At 68.3% G+C, this 22,436-nt stretch carries 23 protein-coding genes; 9 read left to right on the top strand and 14 right to left on the bottom strand.

The features are described 5' to 3' along the window. Positions 1-136 precede the first annotated feature (136 nt). Entirely contained in the window at positions 137-961 is an 825-nt protein-coding gene (locus ACWD3C_RS22390; protein ID WP_451146495.1) for a maleylpyruvate isomerase family mycothiol-dependent enzyme, read from the top strand. Between the two features lie 145 nt (positions 962-1,106). Here ACWD3C_RS22390 and ACWD3C_RS22385 read toward each other — a convergent pair whose 3' ends face one another. Continuing rightward, positions 1,107-2,396: an MFS transporter gene (locus ACWD3C_RS22385; protein WP_451146493.1), complete on the bottom strand. Its 1,290-nt coding sequence runs from the start codon at positions 2,394-2,396 to the stop codon at positions 1,107-1,109. Continuing rightward, the gene (locus tag ACWD3C_RS22380; protein WP_451146491.1) at positions 2,393-3,043 is read right to left on the bottom strand and encodes a GntR family transcriptional regulator; all 651 of its coding nucleotides are present in this window, start codon (positions 3,041-3,043) and stop codon (positions 2,393-2,395) included. The genes ACWD3C_RS22385 and ACWD3C_RS22380 overlap by 4 nt, the downstream gene beginning before the upstream one ends. Positions 3,044-3,283: 240 nt before the next feature. Here ACWD3C_RS22380 and ACWD3C_RS22375 point away from each other — a divergent pair, with 240 nt between their 5' ends. After that, positions 3,284-4,177 carry a D-alanyl-D-alanine carboxypeptidase family protein gene (locus ACWD3C_RS22375; protein ID WP_451146489.1) on the top strand — a complete coding sequence of 298 codons (894 nt, stop codon included), beginning with the start codon at positions 3,284-3,286 and terminating at the stop codon, positions 4,175-4,177. 200 nt (positions 4,178-4,377) lie between these two features. On the opposite strand, the gene ACWD3C_RS22370 is transcribed toward ACWD3C_RS22375, so the two are convergent. The 5 genes from ACWD3C_RS22370 to ACWD3C_RS22350 all read right to left on the bottom strand — a co-directional run bounded on the left by ACWD3C_RS22370 (position 4,378) and on the right by ACWD3C_RS22350 (position 8,745). Then, a complete protein-coding gene (locus tag ACWD3C_RS22370) occupies positions 4,378-4,830 on the bottom strand; it encodes a hypothetical protein (RefSeq protein ID WP_451146487.1) in 453 nt (150 codons plus the stop codon). Between the two features lie 298 nt (positions 4,831-5,128). Further along, complete coding sequence (locus ACWD3C_RS22365; protein WP_451146485.1) at positions 5,129-5,749, bottom strand: hypothetical protein; 621 nt, start codon at positions 5,747-5,749, stop codon at positions 5,129-5,131. Positions 5,750-5,847: 98 nt separating this feature from the next. Next, a complete protein-coding gene (locus ACWD3C_RS22360; RefSeq protein ID WP_451146483.1) occupies positions 5,848-6,819 on the bottom strand; it encodes a hypothetical protein in 972 nt (323 codons plus the stop codon). 491 nt (positions 6,820-7,310) lie between these two features. Further along, positions 7,311-7,508, bottom strand: a complete 198-nt coding sequence (locus tag ACWD3C_RS22355) for a DUF397 domain-containing protein (RefSeq protein ID WP_451146481.1) — start codon at positions 7,506-7,508, stop codon at positions 7,311-7,313. Between the two features lie 79 nt (positions 7,509-7,587). Beyond that, positions 7,588-8,745, bottom strand: coding sequence for an RNA-guided endonuclease InsQ/TnpB family protein (locus tag ACWD3C_RS22350; RefSeq protein WP_451146479.1), 1,158 nt, complete (start codon positions 8,743-8,745; stop codon positions 7,588-7,590). 23 nt (positions 8,746-8,768) lie between these two features. On the opposite strand from ACWD3C_RS22350, the gene tnpA reads away from it, so the two are divergent. After that, on the top strand, positions 8,769-9,197 hold the full coding sequence (tnpA, locus tag ACWD3C_RS22345) for an IS200/IS605 family transposase (RefSeq protein ID WP_451146477.1): 429 nt from the start codon (positions 8,769-8,771) through the stop codon (positions 9,195-9,197). Between the two features lie 121 nt (positions 9,198-9,318). On the opposite strand, the gene ACWD3C_RS22340 is transcribed toward tnpA, so the two are convergent. Next, on the bottom strand, positions 9,319-9,495 hold the full coding sequence (locus ACWD3C_RS22340) for a DUF397 domain-containing protein (RefSeq protein WP_451146475.1): 177 nt from the start codon (positions 9,493-9,495) through the stop codon (positions 9,319-9,321). A gap of 5 nt (positions 9,496-9,500) precedes the next feature. Beyond that, entirely contained in the window at positions 9,501-10,382 is an 882-nt protein-coding gene (locus ACWD3C_RS22335; protein ID WP_451146473.1) for a helix-turn-helix domain-containing protein, read from the bottom strand. 265 nt (positions 10,383-10,647) lie between these two features. Here ACWD3C_RS22335 and ACWD3C_RS22330 point away from each other — a divergent pair, with 265 nt between their 5' ends. Genes ACWD3C_RS22330 through ACWD3C_RS22320 form a run of 3 tightly spaced genes read left to right on the top strand, consistent with a single transcriptional unit; the run spans position 10,648 to position 11,760 of the window. Continuing rightward, positions 10,648-11,097, top strand: coding sequence for an ATP-binding protein (locus tag ACWD3C_RS22330; protein WP_451146471.1), 450 nt, complete (start codon positions 10,648-10,650; stop codon positions 11,095-11,097). A gap of 37 nt (positions 11,098-11,134) precedes the next feature. Further along, positions 11,135-11,509: a hypothetical protein gene (locus ACWD3C_RS22325; protein WP_451146469.1), complete on the top strand. Its 375-nt coding sequence runs from the start codon at positions 11,135-11,137 to the stop codon at positions 11,507-11,509. Further along, positions 11,506-11,760, top strand: coding sequence for a type II toxin-antitoxin system RelE family toxin (locus tag ACWD3C_RS22320; RefSeq protein WP_451146467.1), 255 nt, complete (start codon positions 11,506-11,508; stop codon positions 11,758-11,760). Before ACWD3C_RS22325 ends, ACWD3C_RS22320 begins: the two co-directional genes overlap by 4 nt. Before the next feature lie 250 nt (positions 11,761-12,010). Here ACWD3C_RS22320 and ACWD3C_RS22315 read toward each other — a convergent pair whose 3' ends face one another. The 3 genes from ACWD3C_RS22315 to pdhA are packed head-to-tail and all read right to left on the bottom strand — an operon-like array spanning position 12,011 to position 15,676. Then, entirely contained in the window at positions 12,011-13,462 is a 1,452-nt protein-coding gene (locus ACWD3C_RS22315) for a dihydrolipoamide acetyltransferase family protein (RefSeq protein WP_451146465.1), read from the bottom strand. A 10-nt stretch (positions 13,463-13,472) separates the two neighbouring features. Continuing rightward, positions 13,473-14,468, bottom strand: a complete 996-nt coding sequence (locus ACWD3C_RS22310) for an alpha-ketoacid dehydrogenase subunit beta (protein ID WP_451146463.1) — start codon at positions 14,466-14,468, stop codon at positions 13,473-13,475. Next, a complete protein-coding gene (gene pdhA / locus ACWD3C_RS22305; RefSeq protein ID WP_451146461.1) occupies positions 14,465-15,676 on the bottom strand; it encodes a pyruvate dehydrogenase (acetyl-transferring) E1 component subunit alpha in 1,212 nt (403 codons plus the stop codon). The genes ACWD3C_RS22310 and pdhA overlap by 4 nt, the downstream gene beginning before the upstream one ends. Before the next feature lie 583 nt (positions 15,677-16,259). Between pdhA and ACWD3C_RS22300 the strand changes: the two genes are divergently transcribed. Further along, positions 16,260-17,261: a phosphotransferase gene (locus ACWD3C_RS22300; RefSeq protein ID WP_451146521.1), complete on the top strand. Its 1,002-nt coding sequence runs from the start codon at positions 16,260-16,262 to the stop codon at positions 17,259-17,261. 111 nt (positions 17,262-17,372) lie between these two features. Here ACWD3C_RS22300 and ACWD3C_RS22295 read toward each other — a convergent pair whose 3' ends face one another. Further along, positions 17,373-18,947 carry a protein kinase domain-containing protein gene (locus ACWD3C_RS22295; RefSeq protein ID WP_451146459.1) on the bottom strand — a complete coding sequence of 525 codons (1,575 nt, stop codon included), beginning with the start codon at positions 18,945-18,947 and terminating at the stop codon, positions 17,373-17,375. A gap of 350 nt (positions 18,948-19,297) precedes the next feature. Between ACWD3C_RS22295 and ACWD3C_RS22290 the strand changes: the two genes are divergently transcribed. Next, the gene (locus tag ACWD3C_RS22290; RefSeq protein WP_451146457.1) at positions 19,298-20,974 is read left to right on the top strand and encodes a protein kinase domain-containing protein; all 1,677 of its coding nucleotides are present in this window, start codon (positions 19,298-19,300) and stop codon (positions 20,972-20,974) included. A 74-nt stretch (positions 20,975-21,048) separates the two neighbouring features. On the opposite strand, the gene ACWD3C_RS22285 is transcribed toward ACWD3C_RS22290, so the two are convergent. Beyond that, positions 21,049-21,594, bottom strand: a complete 546-nt coding sequence (locus ACWD3C_RS22285; protein ID WP_451146455.1) for a bacterial proteasome activator family protein — start codon at positions 21,592-21,594, stop codon at positions 21,049-21,051. Positions 21,595-21,992: 398 nt separating this feature from the next. Here ACWD3C_RS22285 and ACWD3C_RS22280 point away from each other — a divergent pair, with 398 nt between their 5' ends. Next, on the top strand, positions 21,993-22,424 hold the full coding sequence (locus ACWD3C_RS22280) for a hypothetical protein (protein WP_451146453.1): 432 nt from the start codon (positions 21,993-21,995) through the stop codon (positions 22,422-22,424). Positions 22,425-22,436 lie beyond the last annotated feature (12 nt).

Below are 22,436 nucleotides of genomic sequence, written 5' to 3'. Positions count from 1 at the left end.
GCCGCCGACGCCCGCCCAAACCCGTCAACGCCGACAGCCGAAACCTCACACAGCTCCACCTCCGTCAACGCCGACACTCACCCCCCACCGCCGAGAACCCACCGCCACGCACCGACAGCCCAAGGGGTCCCGTTCCGTGAGTCTGCATCCAACTCTTCAGCCGTACGCCGACGCCTGGACCCACTCCGTGGAAGCGATATCCGAGTTGGTGACGCCGCTCGTGGAGGGCGAGTGGAACCGGCGGACGCCGTGCCCGGGCTGGTCGGTACGTGATGTGATCTCCCATGTCATCGGCCTGGACTGCGAGATGCTCGGCGACCCGCGCCCCATCCACACACTCCCGCGCGACCTGTACCACGTGACGAACGAGCACCAGCGGTACATGGAGATGCAGGTCGACGTCCGCCGTCACCACACGGCGCCGGAGATGACGTCGGAGCTGGAGTACACGATCATCCGCCGCAACCGCCAGCTGCGGAACGAGTCACGGGCCCCCGGCACCAAGGTACGCGGCCCGCTCGGCACGGAGCTGACCCTCGAACAGTCCATGCGCAACCGGGCCTTCGACGTGTGGATGCACGAGCAGGACCTGCGCACCGCCCTCGGCAAGCCGGGCAACCTGGACTCGCCGGGCGCGCATGTCGCCCGGGACGAGCTGCTCTCCGTCCTGCCGAAGGTCGTCGCCGAGGACGCGCAGGCCCCCCGTAGTTCGGCCGTCGTCTTCGACGTGCACGGGCCGGTGGAGTTCCTGCGCACCATCCGCGTCGACATCCAGGGCCACGGCACCCTGGAGACCGCCCCGGCCCTCGGCCCGGCCGCCACCGTCACCATGGACTGGGAGACGTACTTCCGCCTGGCCTGCGGCCGCGTGACCGCCGACGCGGTCGCCGACCGCATCAAGGGGGAGGGCGATCCGAAGCTGATCGCGGCGATCCTGCAGGCGTTCACGGTGACGGCGTAGTTACGTAGTTACTTCGCCCCCGCCCCCAGCGGGGGTCTGGGGCCGGCAGCCCTCAGTGATGGGACGGCCCCCAGGATGGGCCGGGTAGGGGCGGCGGGGGCGAAACCAGCAACCAGCCACGGCGCCCCCACCCCACCCCCACCCGTCACGCCGGAACGTGCACCGTCTCCACCCGGCTCGCCACCAGCCGCTCCCGCTCGCGCCGGGCCGCCCGCCTGCGCAGCCGGAGGATCTGGGTGAGGCCGAGCGCCTGGAGGACGAAGACGGCGGAGAAGGCGACCCGGTAGTCGTCCCCGGTCGCGTCCAGCAGAACCCCCACCGCCAGCAGCGTCGTCATGGAGGCGACGAAACCGCCCATGTTGGTGATCCCGGAGGCCGTGCCCTGACGCTCGGGCGGGTTGGCCGGCCGGGCGAAGTCGAAGCCGATCATGGAGGCCGGGCCACAGGCGCCGAGGACCGCGCACAGGACGATCAGCAGCCACAGCGGAGCGTCGCCGTACGCGAGCGTGGCCGCCCAGGCCGCCGCGGTCATGCCCACCGTGCCCAGCGCCAGCGGCAGCCGCGCCGCGTGGTGCCGGGCGATGATCTGGCCGTACAGCAGACCGAAAAGCATGTTCGAGAGCACGATCAGGGTGAGCAGGTCACCGGCCGAGGCCCGGTCGAGCCCCTGCGCCTCGACCAGGAACGGCAGCCCCCACAGCAGCAGGAACACCATCGCCGGGAACTGCGTCGTGAAGTGCACCCACAGCCCGAGCCGCGTCCCCGGCTCCCGCCAGGCCGCGACGATCTGCCGACGGACGTACGCGGCCCCCTGGTGCGGGAACGGCTCCGGCTCGTACCCGGCGGGGTGGTCCTTCAAAAACAGCAGCAGGAGTACGAGGACCAGGACGCCCGCGGCCGAACTGCCCGCGAACGCCGCCGTCCAGCCGATCCCGTGCAGCAGCCGGGCGATCACCAGCGTCGAGACCAGGTTGCCCGCCATACCGGCGAGCCCCGCGAACTGCGCGATCAGCGGTCCGCGCCGGGCCGGGAACCAGCGGCTGCCGAGCCGCAGCACACTGATGAACGTCATCGCGTCCCCGCAGCCCAGCAGCACGCGCGAGGCCAGCGCCATCCCGTACGACGGTGAGAACGCGAAGCCCAACTGGCCCGCCGTGAACAGCAGGACGCCCATGGTCAGCACCTTCTTGGTGCCGAGCCGGTCCACCAGCAGGCCGACGGGTATCTGCATGCCCGCGTAGACCAGCAGCTGGAGGATCGAGAAGGTGGACAGCGCGGAGGCGCCCACATGGAAGCGGTCCTGCGCGTCGAGGCCGGCCACCCCCAGCGACGTACGGAAGATGACGGCGACGAAGTAGACCGAGACGCCGATGCCCCAGACGGCGACGGCGCGGCGGCCGCCGGGCGGATCGCCGGGGAGTGAGGCGGGGCTCAACGGACCTCCCCCCGCGCCAGGTTGGAGAACCAGCTGACGTGCCGGTGCACGATGTCCACGGCCGCGTCCGCGTCCCCCGAGCGCAGCGCCCGGAGGATCTCCTCGTGCTCGACGAGCGTCTTGGTGATGCGGTCGGGGTGGGCGTGCATCACGGCGACGCCCATCCGCAGCTGCCGGTCACGGAGCTGGTCGTAGAGCCGGGCGAGGATCTCGTTGCCGCCGCTGCGGACGATCTCGGCGTGGAAGCAGCGGTCGGTCACGGCGGCACCCGCCAGGTCCCCGGCGGCGGCCTGCTCCTTCTGCCGCTCCAGCAGCTCCTCCAGGCGCGCGATGAGCCGCGGCGAGGCCGGGACCGTCTTGCGGACGGAGTGCTCCTCGACGAGCTGCCGGGTCTCGACCACGTCCGCGATCTCCTGCGCGGAGACGGGCAGCACCAGGGCGCCCTTCTTGGGATAGAGCTTGATCAGCCCCTCGACCTCAAGCTTCAGCAGCGCCTCGCGCACGGGGGTCCGGGACACCCCGACCGCCTCGGCCAGTTCGCCCTCGGTGAGCAGCGTCCCGCCCTCGTAACGGCGCTCCAGGACACCTTGTTTGACGTGCGCGTAGACGCGGTCGGCGGCGGGTGGTTGCTTCACGGTCAGCGGCATGGCAACAGCATAGATACAACACGTACGCATGCCGACGCCCGTCCATCATCCGGGATGAACGATGGGACGAACGGCGGGTTGAACCGAGGGGCGAACGGGTCACCTTCACCCATGACGAAACCCCTCCCACTCGCCGCACAACCATCTGTGCTACTTACTTGTCACACGAAGAGCGGCCCTTCTGTGCCACGTCCAAGTGGTCGCACTCCAAAGACATTTGACGCAATCGGGGTACTCAACTTGATAACCGGCATTAAGGGCGCGCGAGCCCGCAAAAGCGCCGCCGTAGTCATCACCACAGGTGCCGTGCTCGCCACCGGCGTCCTCGGCATGGCCCCCGCGCAGGCCGCCACGAAGCCCACGGTCAGCGCCAAGGGCGCGTTCCTGATGAACAGCGGCACGGGCAAGACGCTGTACAAGAAGTCCGCGAAGACCGCCCGCGCCACCGGCTCGACCACGAAGATCATGACCGCCAAGGTCGTGCTGTCGCAGCCGAACCTGAACCTCAACGCCAAGGTCAAGATCCAGAAGGCGTACAGCGACTACATCGTCAACAAGGGCGCCTCCTCGGCCCGCCTGATCGTCGGCGACAAGGTCAGCGTCCGCCAGCTGCTCTACGGGCTGATGCTGCCGTCGGGCTGCGACGCCGCGTACGCACTCGCCGACAAGTTCGGCAAGGGCAGGACCCGCGCGGCCCGGGTGAAGTCGTTCATCGGCAAGATGAACACGACCGCCAAGAAGCTCGGCATGACGAACACGAACTTCGACTCGTTCGACGGCATCAGCAACGGCAGGAACTACTCGACCACGCAGGACCTGACGAAGCTCGCCCGCAACACGATGAAGAAGCACCGCGTGTTCCGCAACATCGTGAAGACGAAGTCGACGAAGCAGAAGGTGACGACCAAGAGCGGTGGCTACCGCTACATGAACTGGTCGAACACCAACACGCTGCTCGGCTGGAGGGGCACCATCGGCGTGAAGACCGGCTCCGGCGCCCAGGCCAAGTACTGCCTCGTCTTCGCCGCCACCCGCAACGGCAAGACCCTCGTCGGCGCCGTCCTGACCGCCCCGTCGGCGGCGAAGCGCACGGCGGACGTGAAGAAGCTGCTGAACTACGGCTTCTCCAGGTAGTCCTACTGGTTCTGGCTCGTTCCTGCCAGTTCGTGCCGGTTCTTGCTGGTTCTTGCTGGTTCTTGTACGAGGGGGCCGGCCGCGCAGTCCGCGGCCGGCCCCCTCGCCGTATGCCGGGCACGCAAAGAGTTCACGACTCTTGGATCTCGGATCTCGGACGAACGAGCCCTGACGGCCACGGCCCTCTTGGTCCTCTTGGGTCAGTCCTCCGCGGTGCCCTCGCAGAAGTCATAGCCGTCGACGAGAGGGATGGCGTCGCCACAAGCGATGGCATCCCATGCGAGGTCGAGGGTGTAGGACCTGCCGTCGGCGAGGTAGTCGATCCACATGTTGCTCATACGGGCGCCGCGCTTGCCCACGTGGAACTGGACGAAGAGTTCGGTGTAGCCCTTGTTGTTCTCCTTGGCCTCATCGCAGCTCTGGGTGACCTTCAGGCCTGGCTCCGCCCGAGTAAACCTCCCAGCGAGTCGGCCGTCTTCTGTCTCCGGGAGCACTCCGATGCCAGCGGGCCTCGTCTTGTACCTGTACGCGTACGCATCGTCCCTGTCCGCCCAGTCGGCGGGCACATCACCGGGACGCAGAGTCCGCAACCTCAGTTCCGCGTCGAGAGCTTTCACTTCTGTCTTCAGCCGGAACTTCTCGATCTCGATCACGGACCCGTCAGTGGCGCACAACTGACGACCGCCGAACGCCACGTCCCAGGGAGTGGTCTTGGGCGCGTAGACCGATAGGGAGACCCCATAGGAGCGTGACGAGAGCGGCCCCTCTCCCTCCCCGTGCGTCTCTCTGACGCCGTCCTGAGTGGAGGAGCCCAGGAGAAGAACCGTGGCGGCCAGTATCAGTCCCGCCGAGCGGAAGGCCCGCCGGAACCATGCCCGGGGCACGGTCCGGCGAGCTTCGGTCGCACTTCGCACAGAAACCTTCCTCAGCTGCGGTACTGCGCGATCTGGATCAGTCCTCCGCGCTTCCCTCGCAGTAGTCCTGACCGTCGATGAGAGGGATGGCGTCGCCACAGGCAACGGCGCCCCACTCCAGGTCGAGGGTGTAAGGCCTGCCGTCGACGCGGTAGTCGATCCACATGTTCTTCATGTACACGCCACGCTTGCCCACATGGAACTGGACGAAGAGCTCGGTGTAACCGTTGCTGTTCTTCACCGAATCACAGCCCTGGGTGACCTTCATCCCCGGCTTCGCCTTGCTGATCCTCCCAGCGATGCGTACACCCTCAAGAACCGGAAGTTTCCCGACTCCACCGTATTGCAGAAGGTATCTATCCGAGTCCTCCGTGTCTTCCCAGCCCGAGGGAAAGTCGCTGGGAACCAGAGTCCGCAGCCTCAGCTCTGTGTTGAGAGGTTTCACCTCTGTCTTCAACCGGAACTTCTCGATCTCAATCGTGGAGCCATCGGTCGTGCACAGTTGATGGCCGCCGAAGGCCACGTCCCAGGGAATGGACTCAGGTGCGTGAGCCGATAGGACAGTCCCGTAGGACTGAGCCGAGAGCGGCCCATCTCCCTCCCGATGCGTCTCTCTGCCTCCGCCGCCCTGCGCGCAGGAGGCCAGCAGAAGGGCCATACCAGCCAGTGCTCCTCCCACCGAGCGGGAAGCCCGCCGGGGACATACCCATGGCATGGCCCGGCGGGCGTCCGATGCGCTTAGCACATTGTCCTTCCTCAGCTGCGGTACTGCGCGATCTTGCCTGCCAGCCCCGGCGCCTCATTATTGCCGCAGAGCCTGCGCGTGGACTTGGAGAGGTTGTAGGTGAGCTTCGAACTCGACGAGTATTCGCGGTTGGTGCTGAGGTCGATTCCGATGATGTCCCTGAATTTCACGCCGGTGGAAAGCGAGTAGCTCTTGCCACTGGAGTTGGTCCTGTGCCAAGCGCCCTTGGGCAGCACGCCACAGCGGTCGCCTGTCCCCCTGCCCTTGTTCCACGTGGGCCGCTTGCTCAGCTTCTTCTCCTTGGTGATGCCGGTCTCCACAATGGGGCGCCACTTGCGGTACAGCTCGATCCCGTCCCTGTTCCTGGTCAAGTACAGCCCGTACCTGACCTGAACGCGATACGAGCGCATGATCTTCTTCGGCGCCCACTCGAACTCGTAGCCGTTGCTGATGCTCTTGTTGCCCGAGGCGCCCCAGTTCCCCCCGTAGTTGACGGCGGCACCGTATATGATCGTCTTGCCGGAGCCGTGGAACATAGTCGCCTTCTGTCCGGCGATCGGGTAAGTCGTCCCAACGGTGGCGAGACGCTTGCGTTTCTTGATGAGAGTTGTGGTCTGCGCGCCGACTTCCCCGGACGCCCCGGTCGCGAACGCCTGGGGCCGGTCCCCACCCGGGCTCTTCGGTAGCGGGTGCAACTCCATCTCCACCCGGACGGGCTCCGTGTCCTCGGCGGTTGTTGTCTTCGCCTCGCCGTCCGGGGCAGCCCACTGGGCCTTCGCGGCGGAATGCTCACCGACGAGCCGGAAGCTCGCCATCGTCGTGGAGATGGCGTTCTTCTCGGGGACGTAGATCTCCACCTCAACGGTCGCCAGACCGTCGTTGGAGATGAAGTCCTCTCCCAGGTCATCCGGCCGGACGCTGAGGGAGAACTCGTTGCCCTCCGCCGTCACCGACTCGGCGGGCAGTGTCTGGGTAGGCACCACCTGGCCGAGACGTCATCGGCCACCGTACCGACGAGAGCCACGGGCACCCCGGTGCCACCCGTGTCGGCGGCGTTCGCCACCGCGGGAACGCCGCCGAGTACGAGCGGCACAGTCAGTGCACACACGGCACCTCCCGCGACGCTCCTCAGGCGCGCCACTCTCTGCTTGTCCTTCATATGAACTCCTTGTCCAGTGGTCTGTGCAGGGACAAGGCGGGCGGCCCCCAACTTCAACCCTGTGGGCCGCCCCCCGTTTGTTCATGAACCTAGGGTGCTTGTCCGATCACCGTCAATGAAGATTCAGTTACTTGAGGGGGATCTGAGGTTCGCTGAGCTTGCGCCGTCACGCGTCCCGGAAACGGACAGCAAGATCCCTCTCGAGGATCGGAGCAGGAAGCCGAGTCCGCCGAACTCCCGCTTCGCGCCCGACACTTGGCACTGGACATGCCGACTTGCACACCACGCGACGTCCAAGTCCCTCCGCACCCTGGTTCAGGCCGAGAACGCCTCCTCGCGCTCGGTACCCCGCGCCACGTACGAGGTGAATGCCGTCCAAGAGGTGGGAGCAAGCCGCAGCATCGACCCGTCCAGGTTCTTCGAGTCCCGGACGGCTACAGCGCCGGGGATGTTACGAGCGACTTCGACGCACTCACCGTGCGCGTCGCCGCTGCTGTACGTGGACTTCGTCAACTTGACCCGGTCCTGAAGGACCGGGCTTGGAGGTAGTGCCCGGCTGGCTGCAGGGTGGACTCCTCCGTCCAGATACCCCTCACGGGGTGGCAGGGACGCGTGACTCACGCCCCGCACTCCACACCACGGCGCCGCGTTGGGCGATGTTGTGGGAAGCGTTCCGGTCCGCGTGGGCAACGACCCCGCAGTTCCGGCAGATGAAGAGGGCCTGGTCGACCCGGTTCTTCTTGTCGACGTGCCCGCACTCGCAGCACGTCTGCGAGGTGTAGGCCGGGTCGACGTGAACCACGGGCACGCCTGCGCGGCGCGCCTTGTACGCGATGAACTCTCCGAGCTGGGCGAAGGCCCAGGAGTGGAGCGTGACCCGTTGGGGCTTGCGGAGCCGTACCCTCTGCCGGATGCCGCCCAGGTCTTCCAGGGCGATTCCGGCCGAGGTGCGTTCAGCCTCGGTCACGATGCGTTTCGCGATGACGTGGTTGATGTTCTTCACATGCCGCTGCTCTTTGCGGGCACGGGCCTTGAGCCGCCTCTTGGCGGACTTGGTGTTCTTCCTCTGGAGCTTGCCGCGCAGCTCACGCTCGTGTGTGCGGCGCCGGTTCAGACCGCGCCCGGCAGCCTGGTAGCCGGTGGATGTGGTGGCGATGTTGACGATGCCGAGATCGACGCCGATGAACTCGTCGGGCTCGTACTCTTCAGCCTCGGGCACCTCGCACGTGGCGATCAGATACAACGCGCCGTCGCGTTCGATCAGATCCGATTCGCCCTTGCGGTACTGCTGGAGCATCTTGAGGCCGTCGGCGGAACAGACGAACCGCACACCCCGGATGCGTCCGGCGGTCGTCCAGATGCTGACGGACTGCGCGTCATACTGCCAGGACAAGCACCGGTCGTCGTACGGCTGGGCTGCCTCGGGCCGGAAGGCGATGGGCTTGGACTCGGTCTTCCTGCGCCGCTTCGAGCCCGGTCTGCCGAGGTTCCCGGCCTTGATGTTGGCCTTGAGCGTGGTGTAAGCGTCGCGGACCTTCTTGATGGTGTGCTGGGCTGCTTGTGCCCCCAGCCCCCTCGCCTTCAACTCCGCGTAGGTGTGGTTGCGCAGCTCGTACTCGCGCGGCACACCCTGCTCGAAGGCCACCGCCGACACCCAGTTCGCGGCCTCGTTGACCGTGCGCAGGGTCGCGAGAAGCGCGGCGGCCTGCTCGGCCTCCGGTATCAGCCTCACCTGCACAACGAGTTTCACGGGCGTGATCGTATCATTGATCTATGTCACCACGCTGGGAACCAAACCCCAATATTCGCAGGGGTAGAACAGTCGTCTGCACCCTTCACGCGCACTTGGTCTTCACGCCGAAGTACCGGCGCGGCCCGTTCACCGATGAGATCCTTCGGCGCTGCGAGGAGGTCATGCGTGACGTGTGCGCGGACTTCGACACCGAGCTGGTGGAGTTCAACGGGGAGAGGGACCACGTCCACCTGTTGGTGCACTACCCGCCCAAAGTCGCCTTGTCCCGGCTGGTCGGCTCCCTCAAAGGCGTCTCCGCCCGGCGGCTCCGTCAGGAGTTTCCAGCCCATATCCGTAAGTACCTGTGGGGTGAGCACTTCTGGTCGCCTTCGTACTTCGCCGCCTCGTGCGGCGGAGCGCCGTTGGAGATCATCAAGGAGTACATCGAAAACCAGAAGCGACCTGGCTGAGGTCAACAGTGCAGGCCCGCGGGCAACTGCCGGTCAGAGCGATCCAGAGAAGCGCTTCCTCCCGGGCGTGAACGCCCGGGGTTCCGCGCTAGATCAAGCTGAAATCGAACTCGGACATAGCTCACAACTCCTTGGTAAACGCTCCCCACGCACGCGAGGTGAGCCGGAGTATCGGGCCGTCCGGGCCCTTGGAGTCCCGGACGGCTATGGTGCCGGGGATGTTACGAGCAACTTCGACGCATTGCTGACCAGCGTCTCCCCCGCTATAGCTGGACTTGACGAAGTCGAATTCGGTCACCGGACCTACATCTCCTTGCGAATGGCTTCGATCAGGTCGATGGAGTTGCGTTCCGCCAGCCCGACTCGCGCAATACGGTCGAAGATCCGGCCGTGACGGGCAGCGTCTTCTTCACTCTCCAACCAGAGCGTAGAAGAGGGTACGTCCATGTGTACGACATCCAACGCTCCGACCTCAGCGAACGAGACAATGGTGAACGCCCCGATCATGCCGGGGTTGGCCCCCGCCAGCGATGGCACTACCTGCACCTTCACCGTGTGCAAGTCAGCCATCTCCAGTAGATGGCCCAACTGTTCCCTCATCACGTCCCGGCCTCCGACGAGTTGGCGCAGCGCCCCCTCGTGCATCACGGCCCACAATTCCAGCGGACGCTCTGACCGCAGTCGGGTCTGACGGGTCAGCCTCGCCTCTACAAAGGGCTCGATCTCGCTCGGGTCCTCCCACGACCCGGCACCGACCGCCACGGCACGCGCATAGTCCGGCGTCTGCAACAACCCTGGAATGAAAGCAAGTTCCCAGGTACGGATGCTGGTGGCGATGTCCTCCAGGGCAACGTACTCGACCATGGCGGGCAGCTGTGGATATTGGTTCCACCATCCCTTGGCCTTGCGCCTCTCACGGTCCGTCCGCGCCAGCGTCAGCAGCCTCTCGATCACTACTTCATCGGTCTCGCCGTACAAGTGACACAGGGCACGGACGTCCGGGTCACGCATCGGTACCCCGCCGCGTTCCATCTTGGCGACCTTCGCCACCGAGGCCGACAGCGCCTCGGCCGCATGAGGCTGGCGCATCCCGCGCGCCTCACGCATACGCAACAGCTCACCACCCAGTCTGCGCGCCAGCACCGTAGACACGGTCTTGCCTCGATCAGGGTCCCTACCTGCCATCCCGCCGTCCCTCCCACTGAGCTGGTCACAGTCTTTTGGGCGTCACCGTACCGCGAGCAAGCCAGTTCGAGTGAATCTTTCTGTCCAGAAAACTTGATGCCCAAGCTCCGTAGACGCTACCGTCAGTACTCAATAGCCCACCCAGCGAAACCAGTTGGCGGAAGAGCACCGTGCTGCCCAGCCAGGGCCGCCCGGCAGAGCCACCTCCCCCACCCATCTGGCGACCGCCTTGGGCACCCCACTCGCACAAGGAGGTGCGCCCCCCATGACGAACTCCTGCCCTCCCCCCGACCCCAAGGGCCCCAAGGGCTACGACCGCTACGACGCGATCACGTACACCCCGTACCCCCGCAGCGTCCCTCTCGCCCGCAGACACGTAGCCCAACTCACCGCCGACTGGGGGCATGCCGACTCCGCCGGCGACGCGGCACTGCTGGCAAGCGAGCTGTGCACCAACGCCCTGCTGCACGGATGCCTGCGGGACCGGCTGTTCCGGGTGGAGACCTCGCTCACCGGCGCGGCCCTGCGCGTCGCCGTCACCGACCCGAGGGGCGAGCGCCTGCCGATGGCCCGTACGGCGGTGGACGGCGGCGACCAGTTCGGCCGTGGCCTGCTCATCGTTCGTACGCTCGCCGCGCGGTGGGACGTGGAGAAGCTCACCGTGGGCAAGACGATTTGGGCGGAGCTGGACCTGCTGGGAGGTTCGGATGCGTAGGCTCCTCAACCGTCTCCGAGCGTGCCGTGGCGGTACCTTGACCGCACAGCGAAAGGGGATGCAGATGAAGGCCGAGTGGCAGACAGCAGTGGCAGAGGCTCTGGAAGCCACAGGATTCACGGGTACGGTCGTCCAGCGCACCGTAGACGGAATCGGGGCTGCCCTGCGACTCGACCACCGGGTCGACTTCTACACAGAGCTGGGCGCCCTCGCCGACTCCGGCGGCTTCGAGGCGTTCCTCAACCACTGGTGGATCCAGGCGCTCTCCGACTCGACGGCAGACGAGGAGGCACGCGAGCGGGCGATCGACTTCGCCGACGTGGCCGTGTCCCTGTACGCGCGGTCCGCAGGCGGCCCCACATCCACGCAGGCCGAGATCGAAGCCCTCGTCGCCGGAGCGGAAGCCTCTTGAACCACACCATCATCTGGGAAAGGGCCGCTTCCGAAGGCCTCAAGCGGCTCAGGGCTCGCGACGGCGACGCGGTGAAGCCATTCCTCAGGGCGATCAACGCACTCGCAGACGACCCGGAGCCTTCCGCGAGCAGCAAACTCGGCGGCACCAGCCTGCGGCGACTGCGCGTCGGCGTCTATCGGGCCACGTACGAGGTCGACGGCACCACCGTCTCGATCAAGGTCCTCATGGTCGGCAGCACAGCCCTCTGACCATGGAGAAGAAGGCAAGGGCTACCCCGCCACAGCAGTAAAGGGATAGCCCTCTTCCGCGTGTTCATCCCCAAGGCACTCCGACTGGATCGCTGACCCCAAGGCGGCAGGCACTCTCCAACCACGTCCCCGAAAGGCACCGAGACATTCTCGAGACCGTAACTGGAGCTTACGGTCTCAGCATTCCCGCAGGCCAGAGAGTGGGCGAGACAGTGGAAGTCACTGTCTCGCCCACTCTCCGCCGAAGACCTCACGCCCAGCTGATCAACCTCTTCGGCTGCTCCAGAATCGCCGCCACATCCGCCAGCACCCTGGAGCCCAACTCCCCGTCCACCAGCCGATGGTCGAAGGAGAGCGCCAGCGTGGTGACCTGGCGGGGCTTGATCTTGCCCTTGTGGACCCACGGCTGGAGCTTGATCGCGCCGATGGCGAGGATCGCGGACTCACCGGGGTTCAGGAGCGGCGTGCCGGTGTCGACGCCGAAGACGCCGACGTTGGTGATGGTGATCGTGCCGCCCTGCATGGCCGCCGGGGAGGTCTTGCCCTCGCGTGCCGTTGCCACCAGTTCGCCGAGGGACTGCGCCAGTTGGGGCAGCGTCTTGTCGTGCGCGTCCTTGATGTTCGGCACGATCAGCCCGCGCGGGGTGGCCGCCGCGATGCCGAGGTTCACGTAGTGCTTGAGGACGATCTCCTGGTTGGCCTCGTCCCAGGACGCGTTGACGTGCGGGTTGCGCTTGACCGCGACCAGCAGGGCCTTGGCGATGAGCAGCAGCGGGTTCACCCGCAGGCCCTGGAACTCCTTGTCCTGCTTGAGCTCCTCGACCAGCTTCATGGTGCGGGTCACGTCGACCGTCACGAACTCCGTGACATGCGGTGCCGTGAACGCCGAGCCGACCATCGCGGCCGCGGTCGCCTTGCGGACGCCCTTGACCGGGACGCGGGTTTCGCGTGTGCCGTCGTACGTCACGACGGGCGCCGGAGGCGCGGCGGCAGCCGGTTCCGCGACCGTCTCGGGGGCCACCTTCGGCGGGGCCGCCGCCGCGTGCACGTCCTCGCGCGTGATGATGCCGTCGGGGCCGGACGGGGTGACTCTCGCCAGGTCCACGCCGAGGTCCTTGGCCAGCTTTCTGACCGGCGGCTTCGCCAGCGGGCGCTGCTGCGGCGGCGCCACGGGGCCGTGCCCGTTCAGCTCGCCCTGGACGGCCTGGAGTGCGCTCGGCGACCCCTGTGCCTCCCGAGACTCGTGTGCCTCCTGGACGGGGACCACGGCTCCCTTGCGCGGGCGCCGCTTCGTCGCGGAAGCGGCGACCCCGTATCCCACGAGGACCGGCTTACGGCCCTCCTGCTTGGGCGCCGCCTCCTTCTGCACGCGTGCCTGGGCGGGAGCGGTCTCGGCGGGCGTCTCCTCGGCCGTCGTCGTCTCCTCGGCCGGCGCCGCCCCGCCCGACACGTCCACCGCGATGATCGACGTGCCCACGTCCACCGTCGTCCCCTCGGGGACGTGGAGTTCGCGTACGACACCGTCGTACGGAATGGGCAGTTCGACAGCCGCCTTGGCGGTCTCGACCTCGCAGACGACCTGGCCGTCGGTGACCGTGTCGCCGGGCTGGACGTGCCACTTGAGGATCTCGGCCTCGGTGAGCCCCTCGCCCACGTCGGGCAGCTTGAACTCGCGTACGGACGCTTCCGTCATCGTCGTCACGACCCTCTCCTCAGTACGCCAGCGAGCGGTCGACGGCGTCCAGCACCCGGTCCAGGTCCGGGAGGTACTCCTCTTCCAGGCGGGCCGGCGGGTACGGGGCGTGGTAGCCGCCGACCCGGAGTACCGGGGCCTCCAGGTGGTAGAAGCACCGCTCGGTGATGCGGGCGGCGATCTCCGCACCCGAGCCGAAGAACACCGGGGCCTCGTGCACGACGATCAGACGGCCGGTCTTCTCGACCGAGGCCTGGACGGAGTCGAAGTCGAGCGGGGAGACCGAGCGCAGGTCCAGGACCTCCAGGGACCTGCCCTCCTCGGCCGCCGCGTCCGCGACCTCCTGGCAGAGCTTCACCATCGGGCCGTACGCGGCGAGGGTGAGGTCACCGCCCTGCCGTACGACACGGGCCTTGTGCAGCGGGCCCGGGATCGCCTCGGGGTTGACCTCCGCCTTGTCCCAGTAGCGCCGCTTGGGCTCGAAGAAGATCACCGGGTCGTCGCTCTGGATGGCCTGCTGCATCATCCAGTAGGCGTCCGACGCGTTCGACGGCGAGACGACCTTCAGGCCCGCGACATGGGCGAACAGCGCCTCCGGGGACTCGGAGTGGTGCTCGACCGCGCCGATGCCGCCGCCGTACGGGATGCGCACGACGACCGGGAGCTTGACCTTGCCGAGCGAGCGGGCGTGCATCTTCGCGAGCTGGGTGACGATCTGGTCGTACGCCGGGAAGACGAAACCGTCGAACTGGATCTCCACCACCGGGCGGTAGCCGCGCAGGGCGAGGCCGATCGCCGTGCCGACGATGCCGGACTCGGCGAGCGGGGTGTCGATGACCCGGTCCTCACCGAAGTCCTTCTGCAGCCCGTCCGTCACCCGGAACACGCCACCGAGCTTGCCGACGTCCTCGCCCATGACGAGGACCTTGGGGTCGGCTTCGAGGGCATTGCGCAGCGACTCGTTGATCGCCTTCGCCAGCGCCATGCTCTTGACTGCCACAGCTTCCGCGGTCATCGCTGCCTGCCCTCCTCCGCGTCGGCGAAAGACGCCTGGTACGCCGCGAACTGGGCGCGCTCCTCGTCCACGAGCGCGTGTCCGTCCGCGTACGCGTTCTCGAAGATGGCGAAGTGGTCCGGGTCCGGCATGGCACGCACCACTTCGCGCACTCGCCTTCCCAACGCCTCGCTCTCCTCTTCGAGTTCCGCGAAAAATCCCTCGTCCGTGTCAGTTTCGGATTCGAGATGGGCGCGCAGGCGGGCGATCGGGTCCTTCGCCTCCCAGGCGGCCCGCTCGTCGTCGTGGCGGTAGCGGGTCGGGTCGTCGGAGGTGGTGTGGGCGCCCATGCGGTACGTGTACGCCTCCACGAGGGTGGGGCCCTCGCCGTTGCGGGCCCGCTCCAGGGCCCACTTGGTGACCGCGAGGCAGGCCAGTACGTCGTTGCCGTCGACACGCACGCCGGGGAAGCCGAAGCCCTGGGCGCGCTGGTAGAGCGGGACGCGGGTCTGCTTCTCGGTGGGCTCGGAGATGGCCCACTGGTTGTTCTGGCAGAAGAACACGACCGGGGCGTTGTAGACCGCGGAGAACGTGAACGACTCGGCGACGTCGCCCTGGCTGGAGGCGCCGTCCCCGAAGTACGCGATCACCGCGCTGTCCGCGCCGTCCTTGGCCACGCCCATCGCGTAGCCCGTCGCGTGCAGCGTCTGGGAGCCGATGACGATCGTGTAGAGGTGGAAGTTGTTGCTGCTCGGGTCCCAGCCGCCGTTGTTCACGCCGCGGAACATGCCGAGCAGGTTGGTCGGGTCGACCCCGCGGCACCAGGCGACGCCGTGCTCGCGGTAGGTCGGGAAGACGTAGTCGTCGTCGCGCAGGGCCCGGCCGGAGCCGATCTGGGCGGCCTCCTGGCCGAGCAGCGAGGCCCACAGGCCCAGCTCGCCCTGGCGCTGCAGGGAGGTGGCCTCGGCGTCGAAGCGGCGGGTCAGCACCATGTCGCGGTAGAGGCCGCGCAGCTCGTCGACGGTGACGTCCTCGGCGTACCGGTCGTACTCGGCGCTCTTGACCCGCTTGCCCTCGGGGGTCAGCAGCTGGACGAGCTCGGGGTCGGGGACCGGCGGCTTCTTCGCGGCGGTCGACTTCTTCGCAGCGGCGCGCTTGGTGCCGGTGGTGCCGGCCTTGCTTCCGGCGCTGCGTCGCGGCTTGTGCGCGGCAGTGCTCTCCACGGTCACGTGTGCTCCTCCGTCGGTCCGGCCCCCGGGGTTACCGAGATGACCAGTGCGGCTCGCCTGATCCCGTTACCCGTGCACGGGGTGGGTGCCACTCGGCCGGGAACAGACGTGACAGGTGCCCCGGCGAGCGCCCTGCAACAAGCACGTTACCCAGTGCTCCACATTCCTGTGAAACCCCTCCTGACCTGCACTTTTGCTTGGATATCCAAGTACTTTCACTTGGGCGTCCAAGCACCTCGCGCAGGCCGGGAAGGACTGCTGGTCACAGCACTGGTTTCAGCCTCGCAGGGGGCCGGAACACCGGCACGTTATCCCGCCCACCCGCAGCACGGGAAGGGTTCATTTCGAGGATCCGCCTCGTCAGCACAACGGGCGTACCCGAAAAATCACATATGGACACTGACACCACACTCGAAAACGGGAAAGTTACCCCATTCCTCTCGACTCATTCACCTCGACAGGCTGAGCGTCAGTTCGAGTACATCATGTGACCGAAGACGACTGTCTGTGACAAGCGCGAGGTCAGCGATCCGGCGCGTGCCCTAACATCTGGCGCGTGCCGCGCTCATCTGTACCAACCCTGGTGCCCCACGCGCCCCCTCTGGGCGCCCTCCTCCGCCAGTACGCCGCCGGGTCCGCGCTGACCTGTGACCCCGTCGACCAAGGGCTGCTCAACCGCGGCTACCGGCTCGCCACGACCCGTGGCCGGTACTTCCTCAAGCACCACTTCGATCCCGAGACCGCCGACCCCGCGGCGATCGACCGCCAGCACCGGGCGACCCGGCGCCTGGCCGACCTCGGCGTCCCGGTGGCCCCGGCGCTGGCCGGCCGCGACGGGCGTACGGTCGCCGTGGTCGGCGGTCACGCGTACGCCCTGCACCCGTGGATCGACGGACGGCACCGCCACGGCGGCCAGCTCACCACGGCACAGTGCGGCAGACTGGGGGCGCTCCTGGGCGCCGTCCACGCGGGCCTGGAGCGGGTGATGCCGCCTCAGGCACGGGCGGCCGTACGGCCCGAGAGCGCCGATCCCGCCGACACCTTCGCGCTCATCGACGAACTGCTCACCCGGGTACGCCGCCACCGCCCGCCCGACGCCTTCGACGAACTCGCCCGGCACCGGCTGCTGGAGCGCCGGACCCTGCTGGAGCAGCACACGGACCGGCGGCCTCCGCGAGGCGGTTCGGTGGGCTGGGTGCACGGGGACTTCCACCCGTTCAACGTGCTCTACAAGGGCGGCGCTCCCGCCGCGATCGTCGACTGGGACCGGCTCGGCGTGCAGCCCCGCGCGGAGGAGGCCGTACGCGCCGCGGTGATCTTCTTCGTCCGCCCCGTCGGCACCCTCGACCTGCCGAAGGCAAGGGCCTACGCGCGCGCGTACCGCCGTACGGCCGGCGCCTCCCCCTCCGAACTCGCCGCGGCCGTGCACCGCGTGTGGTGGGAGCGGCTCAACGACTTCTGGATGCTGCGCTGGCACTACGAGCGCGGTGACACCCGCGCCGACCCGCAGTTCCCGGCGTCCTCCGCGCTGGTGGTGTGGTGGACGCGGGAGTACGACGCGGTGTGCGAGGCGTTCTCCGGCTGACGCGCGGCTCGTGAAAACGCCCTCCACGCGTGCGTGGAGGGCGTTTTCACGAGCAGTCGAGCAGTCGAGCGGCAAGCTGGTCGAACAGGCCGAACGGTCAGGGGGTATCCGTCAGGGGAACCCGATGGCGCCGTCCGTCTCGCCGCCGCTGCCGTCGTCCGTCGTCGGCTCGGACGTCGTGGGCTCCTCGGACGTCGGCGGCGGCTCTTCGTCGCCTGTCGGTTCCTCGGTGGTCGTCTCCGTCTCGGTCGGCTCGTCGTCCGTCGTCTCGGTGAGGGTCGGGGACGGGGTCCAGGTCGGGGTCGGGGTCCACGAGGGCGTGTACTCGAAGCCGCCGCCCGTGTCGGTCTCGGTCTCCTCCGTGGGCTCCTCGGTCGCTTCCTCGCTGGGCGTCTCGCTGGCCTGCGACTGAGTGGCGGACTCCGAGACGGTCGGCGACTGCGTGGTGTCGGTCCCGCCGCTCTCCCCGCCGGTGTTGTTCAGCGCGAGCGCGACACCGGCCGCGATGGCGACGACCGCGAGCGCGGCGAGGATCCACAGCTTGCCGCGGCCGTTGCCCCGGTTGCCGTGCCCCTCGAAGCCGCCGTCGTCCCCGCCACCGCCGCCGTACTGCGGCAGGATCGGCTGCGGGACCTGCGTGGTCCCGGAGTCCGCGGGGTGCGGCATCACCGTGGTGCGGGACATGCCCGCCGCCGGGGTGTGCCGGCCGTCGTGCATGTCCACCGGGCCGGTGTTCCAGGTGCCGGTGTGGCTGCCCTGGTCGTACAGCATCTGCAGGCCGTACTGGATCAGCCCGCGCATCTCCTCGGCCGTCTGGAACCGGTCGTCCGGCTCCTTGGCGAGCGAGCGCATGACGAGCCCGTCGAGCTCCGGCGGCGCCCCCTCCGTGATCTGGGACGGGGGCGTCGGAATGTCCTGGACGTGCTGGTAGACCACCGACAGCGGGGTCTCGCCGACGAACGGGGGCCGCAGGGCGAGGAGTTCGTACAACAGGCAGCCGGTCGCGTACAGGTCGGAGCGGTGGTCGACGGCCTTGCCGAGGGCCTGCTCCGGCGAGAGGTACTGGGGTGTGCCCATGACCATGCCGGTCTGCGTCATCGTCGACTGCGCGCCGTGCAGGGCGCGCGCGATGCCGAAGTCCATCACCTTCACCGCGCCCGAGTCGGTGATGATGACGTTGGCCGGCTTGATGTCGCGGTGCACGATGCCGTGCTGGTGCGAGTAGGCGAGTGCTTCGAGGACACCGGAGACGATGATCAGCGCCTGCTCGGGCCCGGGCGCCTCGGCGTTGATCAGCAGATCGCGGATCGTCCGGCCCTCGACGATCTCCATCACGATGTACGGCACGGACCGGCCGCCGACGACGTCCTCGCCGGAGTCGTACACCGCGACGATCGCGTGGTGGTTGAGCCCGGCCACCGACTGCGCCTCGCGCGTGAAACGCGCCTTGGAGACGGGGTCCTCGGCCAGGTCGGAGCGGAGCAGCTTGACCGCGACCGTACGACCGAGGCGCACGTCCTCGGCCGCGAACACCTCGGCCATGCCGCCCCGGCCGAGTCTGCGGGTCAGCCGGTACCGGCCGTCCCCGACAAGCCCGCCGTTACCCCACAGCTCAGGCGCGTCTGACATACCGCCGCCAGTCGCCTCGGGGTCGGACGGGCCCTGAGCGCGCTGCTGCTGTGCCATCGGTCCTCGCCGTCGTTTCTGCCCGCGGTCCGCGCGGTCCTTGTTACGGTCTTACGGTCTCCGTCAGCCACGCTACAGCCTCTGCGCAAGGCACTGTTCCGAGTTGGACGCGAGACGGATCCGGTGCGGGTTTCAACGTGGACCGGCCATCAAACCCGGATCGCGTCCCGTCGTGCAAATTCTGTGGACCGGCCGTACGGCCGCTGTAACGCTTCCGCGACGCTTCCTTCGCGTACGGTCACGGAACGGGCACCACGCTTGACGTGTCAGTGCCCTCGGGCAGACTTGGCCGGGAATAGCACATTGGATCACCGACTTCCGGCCGCCGGCGCCGATGGGGGACGCAGAACATGAGCCAGGACGGCGCGCAGGGCCGGTACGCGGGGCGTTCGCTCGCCGGGGGCCGCTACCAGCTGCGCGACTTGCTCGGCGAGGGCGGCATGGCCTCGGTGCACCTCGCGTACGACTCGGTGCTCGACCGGCAGGTCGCGATCAAGACACTCCACACCGACCTCGGCCGTGAGCAGGCCTTCCGCGAGCGCTTCCGCCGCGAGGCACAGGCCGTGGCGAAACTCACGCACACGAACATCGTGTCGGTCTTCGACACCGGCGAGGACACGCTGTCCGACAGCGGCTCCGCCGCGGGCGACGGCCTGCCCACTCCGTACATCGTCATGGAGTACGTCGAGGGCCGGCCGCTGGGTTCGGTGCTGGAGGCCGACGTCCAGCAGTACGGCGCGATGCCCGCCGACAAGGCCCTGAAGGTCACCGCGGATGTGCTGGCGGCGCTGGAGGTCAGCCACGAGATGGGCCTGGTCCACCGGGACATCAAGCCGGGCAACGTGATGGTGACCAAGCGCGGTGTGGTCAAGGTCATGGACTTCGGCATCGCCCGCGCCATGCAGTCCGGCGTCACGTCCATGACGCAGACGGGCATGGTCGTCGGCACCCCGCAGTACCTGTCCCCCGAGCAGGCGCTGGGCCGCGGTGTGGACGCCCGCTCCGACCTGTACTCGGTCGGCATCATGCTGTTCCAGCTGACCACCGGCCGACTGCCGTTCGAAGCGGACTCGCCGCTGGCGATCGCGTACGCGCACGTCCAGGAGGAGCCGGTCGCGCCCTCCTCGATCAACCGTTCCCTCCCGCCGGCCATGGACGCGCTCATCGCCCGCGCGCTGAAGAAGAACCCGAACGAGCGCTTCCCGAGCGCCGAGGCCATGCGCGACGAGTGCCTGCGCGTCGCGGCCTCCCTCCAGCCCGCCGCGCCCAGCATCGTCCCGGGCGCCCACACGCCGAGCGGCCAGGGCGTCGGTTCCGCCGTCTTCCCACCGGTCGGTCAGCCGGGTCCGGCGCCGTCGGGCCAGGTGCAGACGCCGTACACCCCGCACACTCCGCAGCCGGGCCCGTACGGCCCGCCGACGCCCACGCCCGCTCCGTCGTACGGCTATCCGCAGCAGGGCGGCTACCCGACACCGCCGCAGACCGCCGCGTACGCACCCCAGCAGGGCGCCGCGACCCCGCCGCCGTACAACATCACTCCGCAGCACTCGACGCCCGCCGGCGGCTCCGGAGGCGGCAAGGGCAACCGGGGTGTCGTCATCGGGGCGATCGTCGTCTCGCTCGTCGCGATCGGCGGGCTGGTCACAGCCCTCACGCTGAACAGCGGGTCCGGGAACAACGACAGCGGAAGCGAGGCCGGCTCGTCCGCGTCGGCATCGGCGTCCCAGGTGGAGGGGTACAAGGGGCCCGACACGTCGAGGACCATCGAGAAGGACGAGTGCACCGAGCCGGTGGAGTCCTACAACGACCCCGACGAGATCAAGATCCCGGACTTCGTGTTCAAGAACATCGAATCGGTGAAGTCGTGCCTGCAGGCGGCGGGCTGGGGCTACGAGATCGAGAAGGTCGACGAGAACACATACGGCGACGGCACGGTCATGTCGCAGTTCCCGTCGGCCGGCACCGACGCCGATCCCGAGGAGATGCCCGACATCATCCTCCGGGTCTCGACGGGCAATCCCGCCTGAGCCGTCCGCATGGGAAACATGCGGAAGGGGCCCGGCACGTGACGTGCCGGGCCCCTGTCATGTCGTGAGGTGTCTCAGAGATACGGTCCGCCCGTGCGGCCTCCCGTGCGCGGGTCCTCCTCGATGTCGTGACCGCCGACTCCCGGCGGCAGGGCGCGGCGCATCTGCTCCAGCTGGGCCCGCGCGGCCATCTGCTGGGCGAACAGGGTCGTCTGGATCCCGTGGAAGAGGCCTTCGAGCCAGCCCACCAACTGGGCCTGCGCGATGCGCAGCTCCGCGTCGCTGGGTGTCCCCTCGTCCGTGAAGGGAAGGGAGAGCCGCTCCAGCTCCTCGACGAGCTCCGGCGCCAGACCGTCCTCCAGTTCCTTCACCGAGCTGGCGTGGATCTCCTTCAGCCGCACCCGGCTCGCCTCGTCCAGAGGAGCCGCCCGCACCTCCTCCAGCAGCTGCTTGATCATGCTGCCGATGCGCATGACCTTGGCGGGCTGCTCCACCTGCTCCGTCACCGGGGTCTCGTGGGAGTCGTCGTCTCCACCGCCGCCGAGCGCCATTCCGTCCTGGCCCACAACCAGGATCCGCTGGGCGTTCTCGGGCGACCTTTCGTTCCTCGGCATCTCCATGCCGCCATTCTCTCGCACCCGTACACCTCATCATCGTGGTGCCCCCGGTGCGGGGAGATCCACCCTTTACGTCCGCCCTTTACGTACGCGCTGTTTGCGTCAGGGGTCGGTGGGAGAGGGGCTGCGGGCGGGGCGGGAGGAGCTGTCCCGGACTGCCCCGCGAACGGTCTTCGGGGTCGGAGAGCGCACTGGTCCCCTCGGCGTATCACCCATAGAGAGCAATCGCAGACCAGCCGTGACCGCAGGGCGCTGCGGGGCTCTGCACGAGGTGGCCCTCGGAGGGCCGAGATGCCGGTACGGGGGGTGCGTGTGAGGCTGGTGACGCCGGCCTTGCCCTACGCCCTATGCCCTGCGGACTACGGACCTTCGGATCTGAGCACCGGGAAGGGGTCACCGAGATGGCTCCATGGCTCCGCCTGTCGCGTATGTCGCGTATGACGGCACTGCTCGTGCTCCCGGTCCTGCTCCTGGCCCTGATCCTGGCCTTGCCGGCGGCCTCCGTACCGTTGCCGTACGCCGCCGAGCCCTCCCCCACCGCCTCACGGGCGGGCAGCCTCGCGGGCGAGGGGCGGGAGCGGCCCGGGCGGGGCGAGGAGGAACCGGCGGCCGCCGAGCCGACGGACACGGAGTCGGCTTCCGCCCTGCCGGAGGCCGGCGTCGCCCCCGAGCCGCCCCGGATCACCGAGCCGACGCCCGCCCGGCCGGCCGTGGTCCGGCCGGAGGCCGCCGAGGAGCCCGTGCTGCGGGCCCTGCCCCTCGGCAGCGGCCTGATCCTCATCGGCCTCGGCCTGGGGCTGGCGTTCGTCGCGCTGCAGGTCCGGCGGGCGTAGGGGGCCCTTGTC

The sequence above is a fragment of the Streptomyces sp. NPDC002845 genome, assembly GCF_053591955.1.
The sequence above is the reverse complement of the archived record's forward strand: the minus strand, read 5'-3'. Positions and strand labels throughout refer to the sequence as shown.

Bases quoted from the DNA above. Each gene is read 5' to 3' on its own strand.
- ACWD3C_RS22295 (WP_451146459.1), bottom strand. From the start codon at position 18,947: ATGGCACAGCAGCAGCGCGCTCAGGGCCCGTCCGACCCCGAGGCGACT.
- ACWD3C_RS22330 (WP_451146471.1), top strand. From the start codon at position 10,648: ATGACGAACTCCTGCCCTCCCCCCGACCCCAAGGGCCCCAAGGGCTAC.
- tnpA (WP_451146477.1), top strand. From the start codon at position 8,769: ATGTCACCACGCTGGGAACCAAACCCCAATATTCGCAGGGGTAGAACA.
- ACWD3C_RS22335 (WP_451146473.1), bottom strand. From the start codon at position 10,382: ATGGCAGGTAGGGACCCTGATCGAGGCAAGACCGTGTCTACGGTGCTG.
- ACWD3C_RS22280 (WP_451146453.1), top strand. From the start codon at position 21,993: ATGGCTCCATGGCTCCGCCTGTCGCGTATGTCGCGTATGACGGCACTG.
- ACWD3C_RS22290 (WP_451146457.1), top strand. From the start codon at position 19,298: ATGAGCCAGGACGGCGCGCAGGGCCGGTACGCGGGGCGTTCGCTCGCC.
- ACWD3C_RS22365 (WP_451146485.1), bottom strand. From the start codon at position 5,749: ATGGCCCTTCTGCTGGCCTCCTGCGCGCAGGGCGGCGGAGGCAGAGAG.
- ACWD3C_RS22380 (WP_451146491.1), bottom strand. From the start codon at position 3,043: ATGCCGCTGACCGTGAAGCAACCACCCGCCGCCGACCGCGTCTACGCG.
- ACWD3C_RS22310 (WP_451146463.1), bottom strand. From the start codon at position 14,468: ATGACCGCGGAAGCTGTGGCAGTCAAGAGCATGGCGCTGGCGAAGGCG.
- ACWD3C_RS22285 (WP_451146455.1), bottom strand. From the start codon at position 21,594: ATGGAGATGCCGAGGAACGAAAGGTCGCCCGAGAACGCCCAGCGGATC.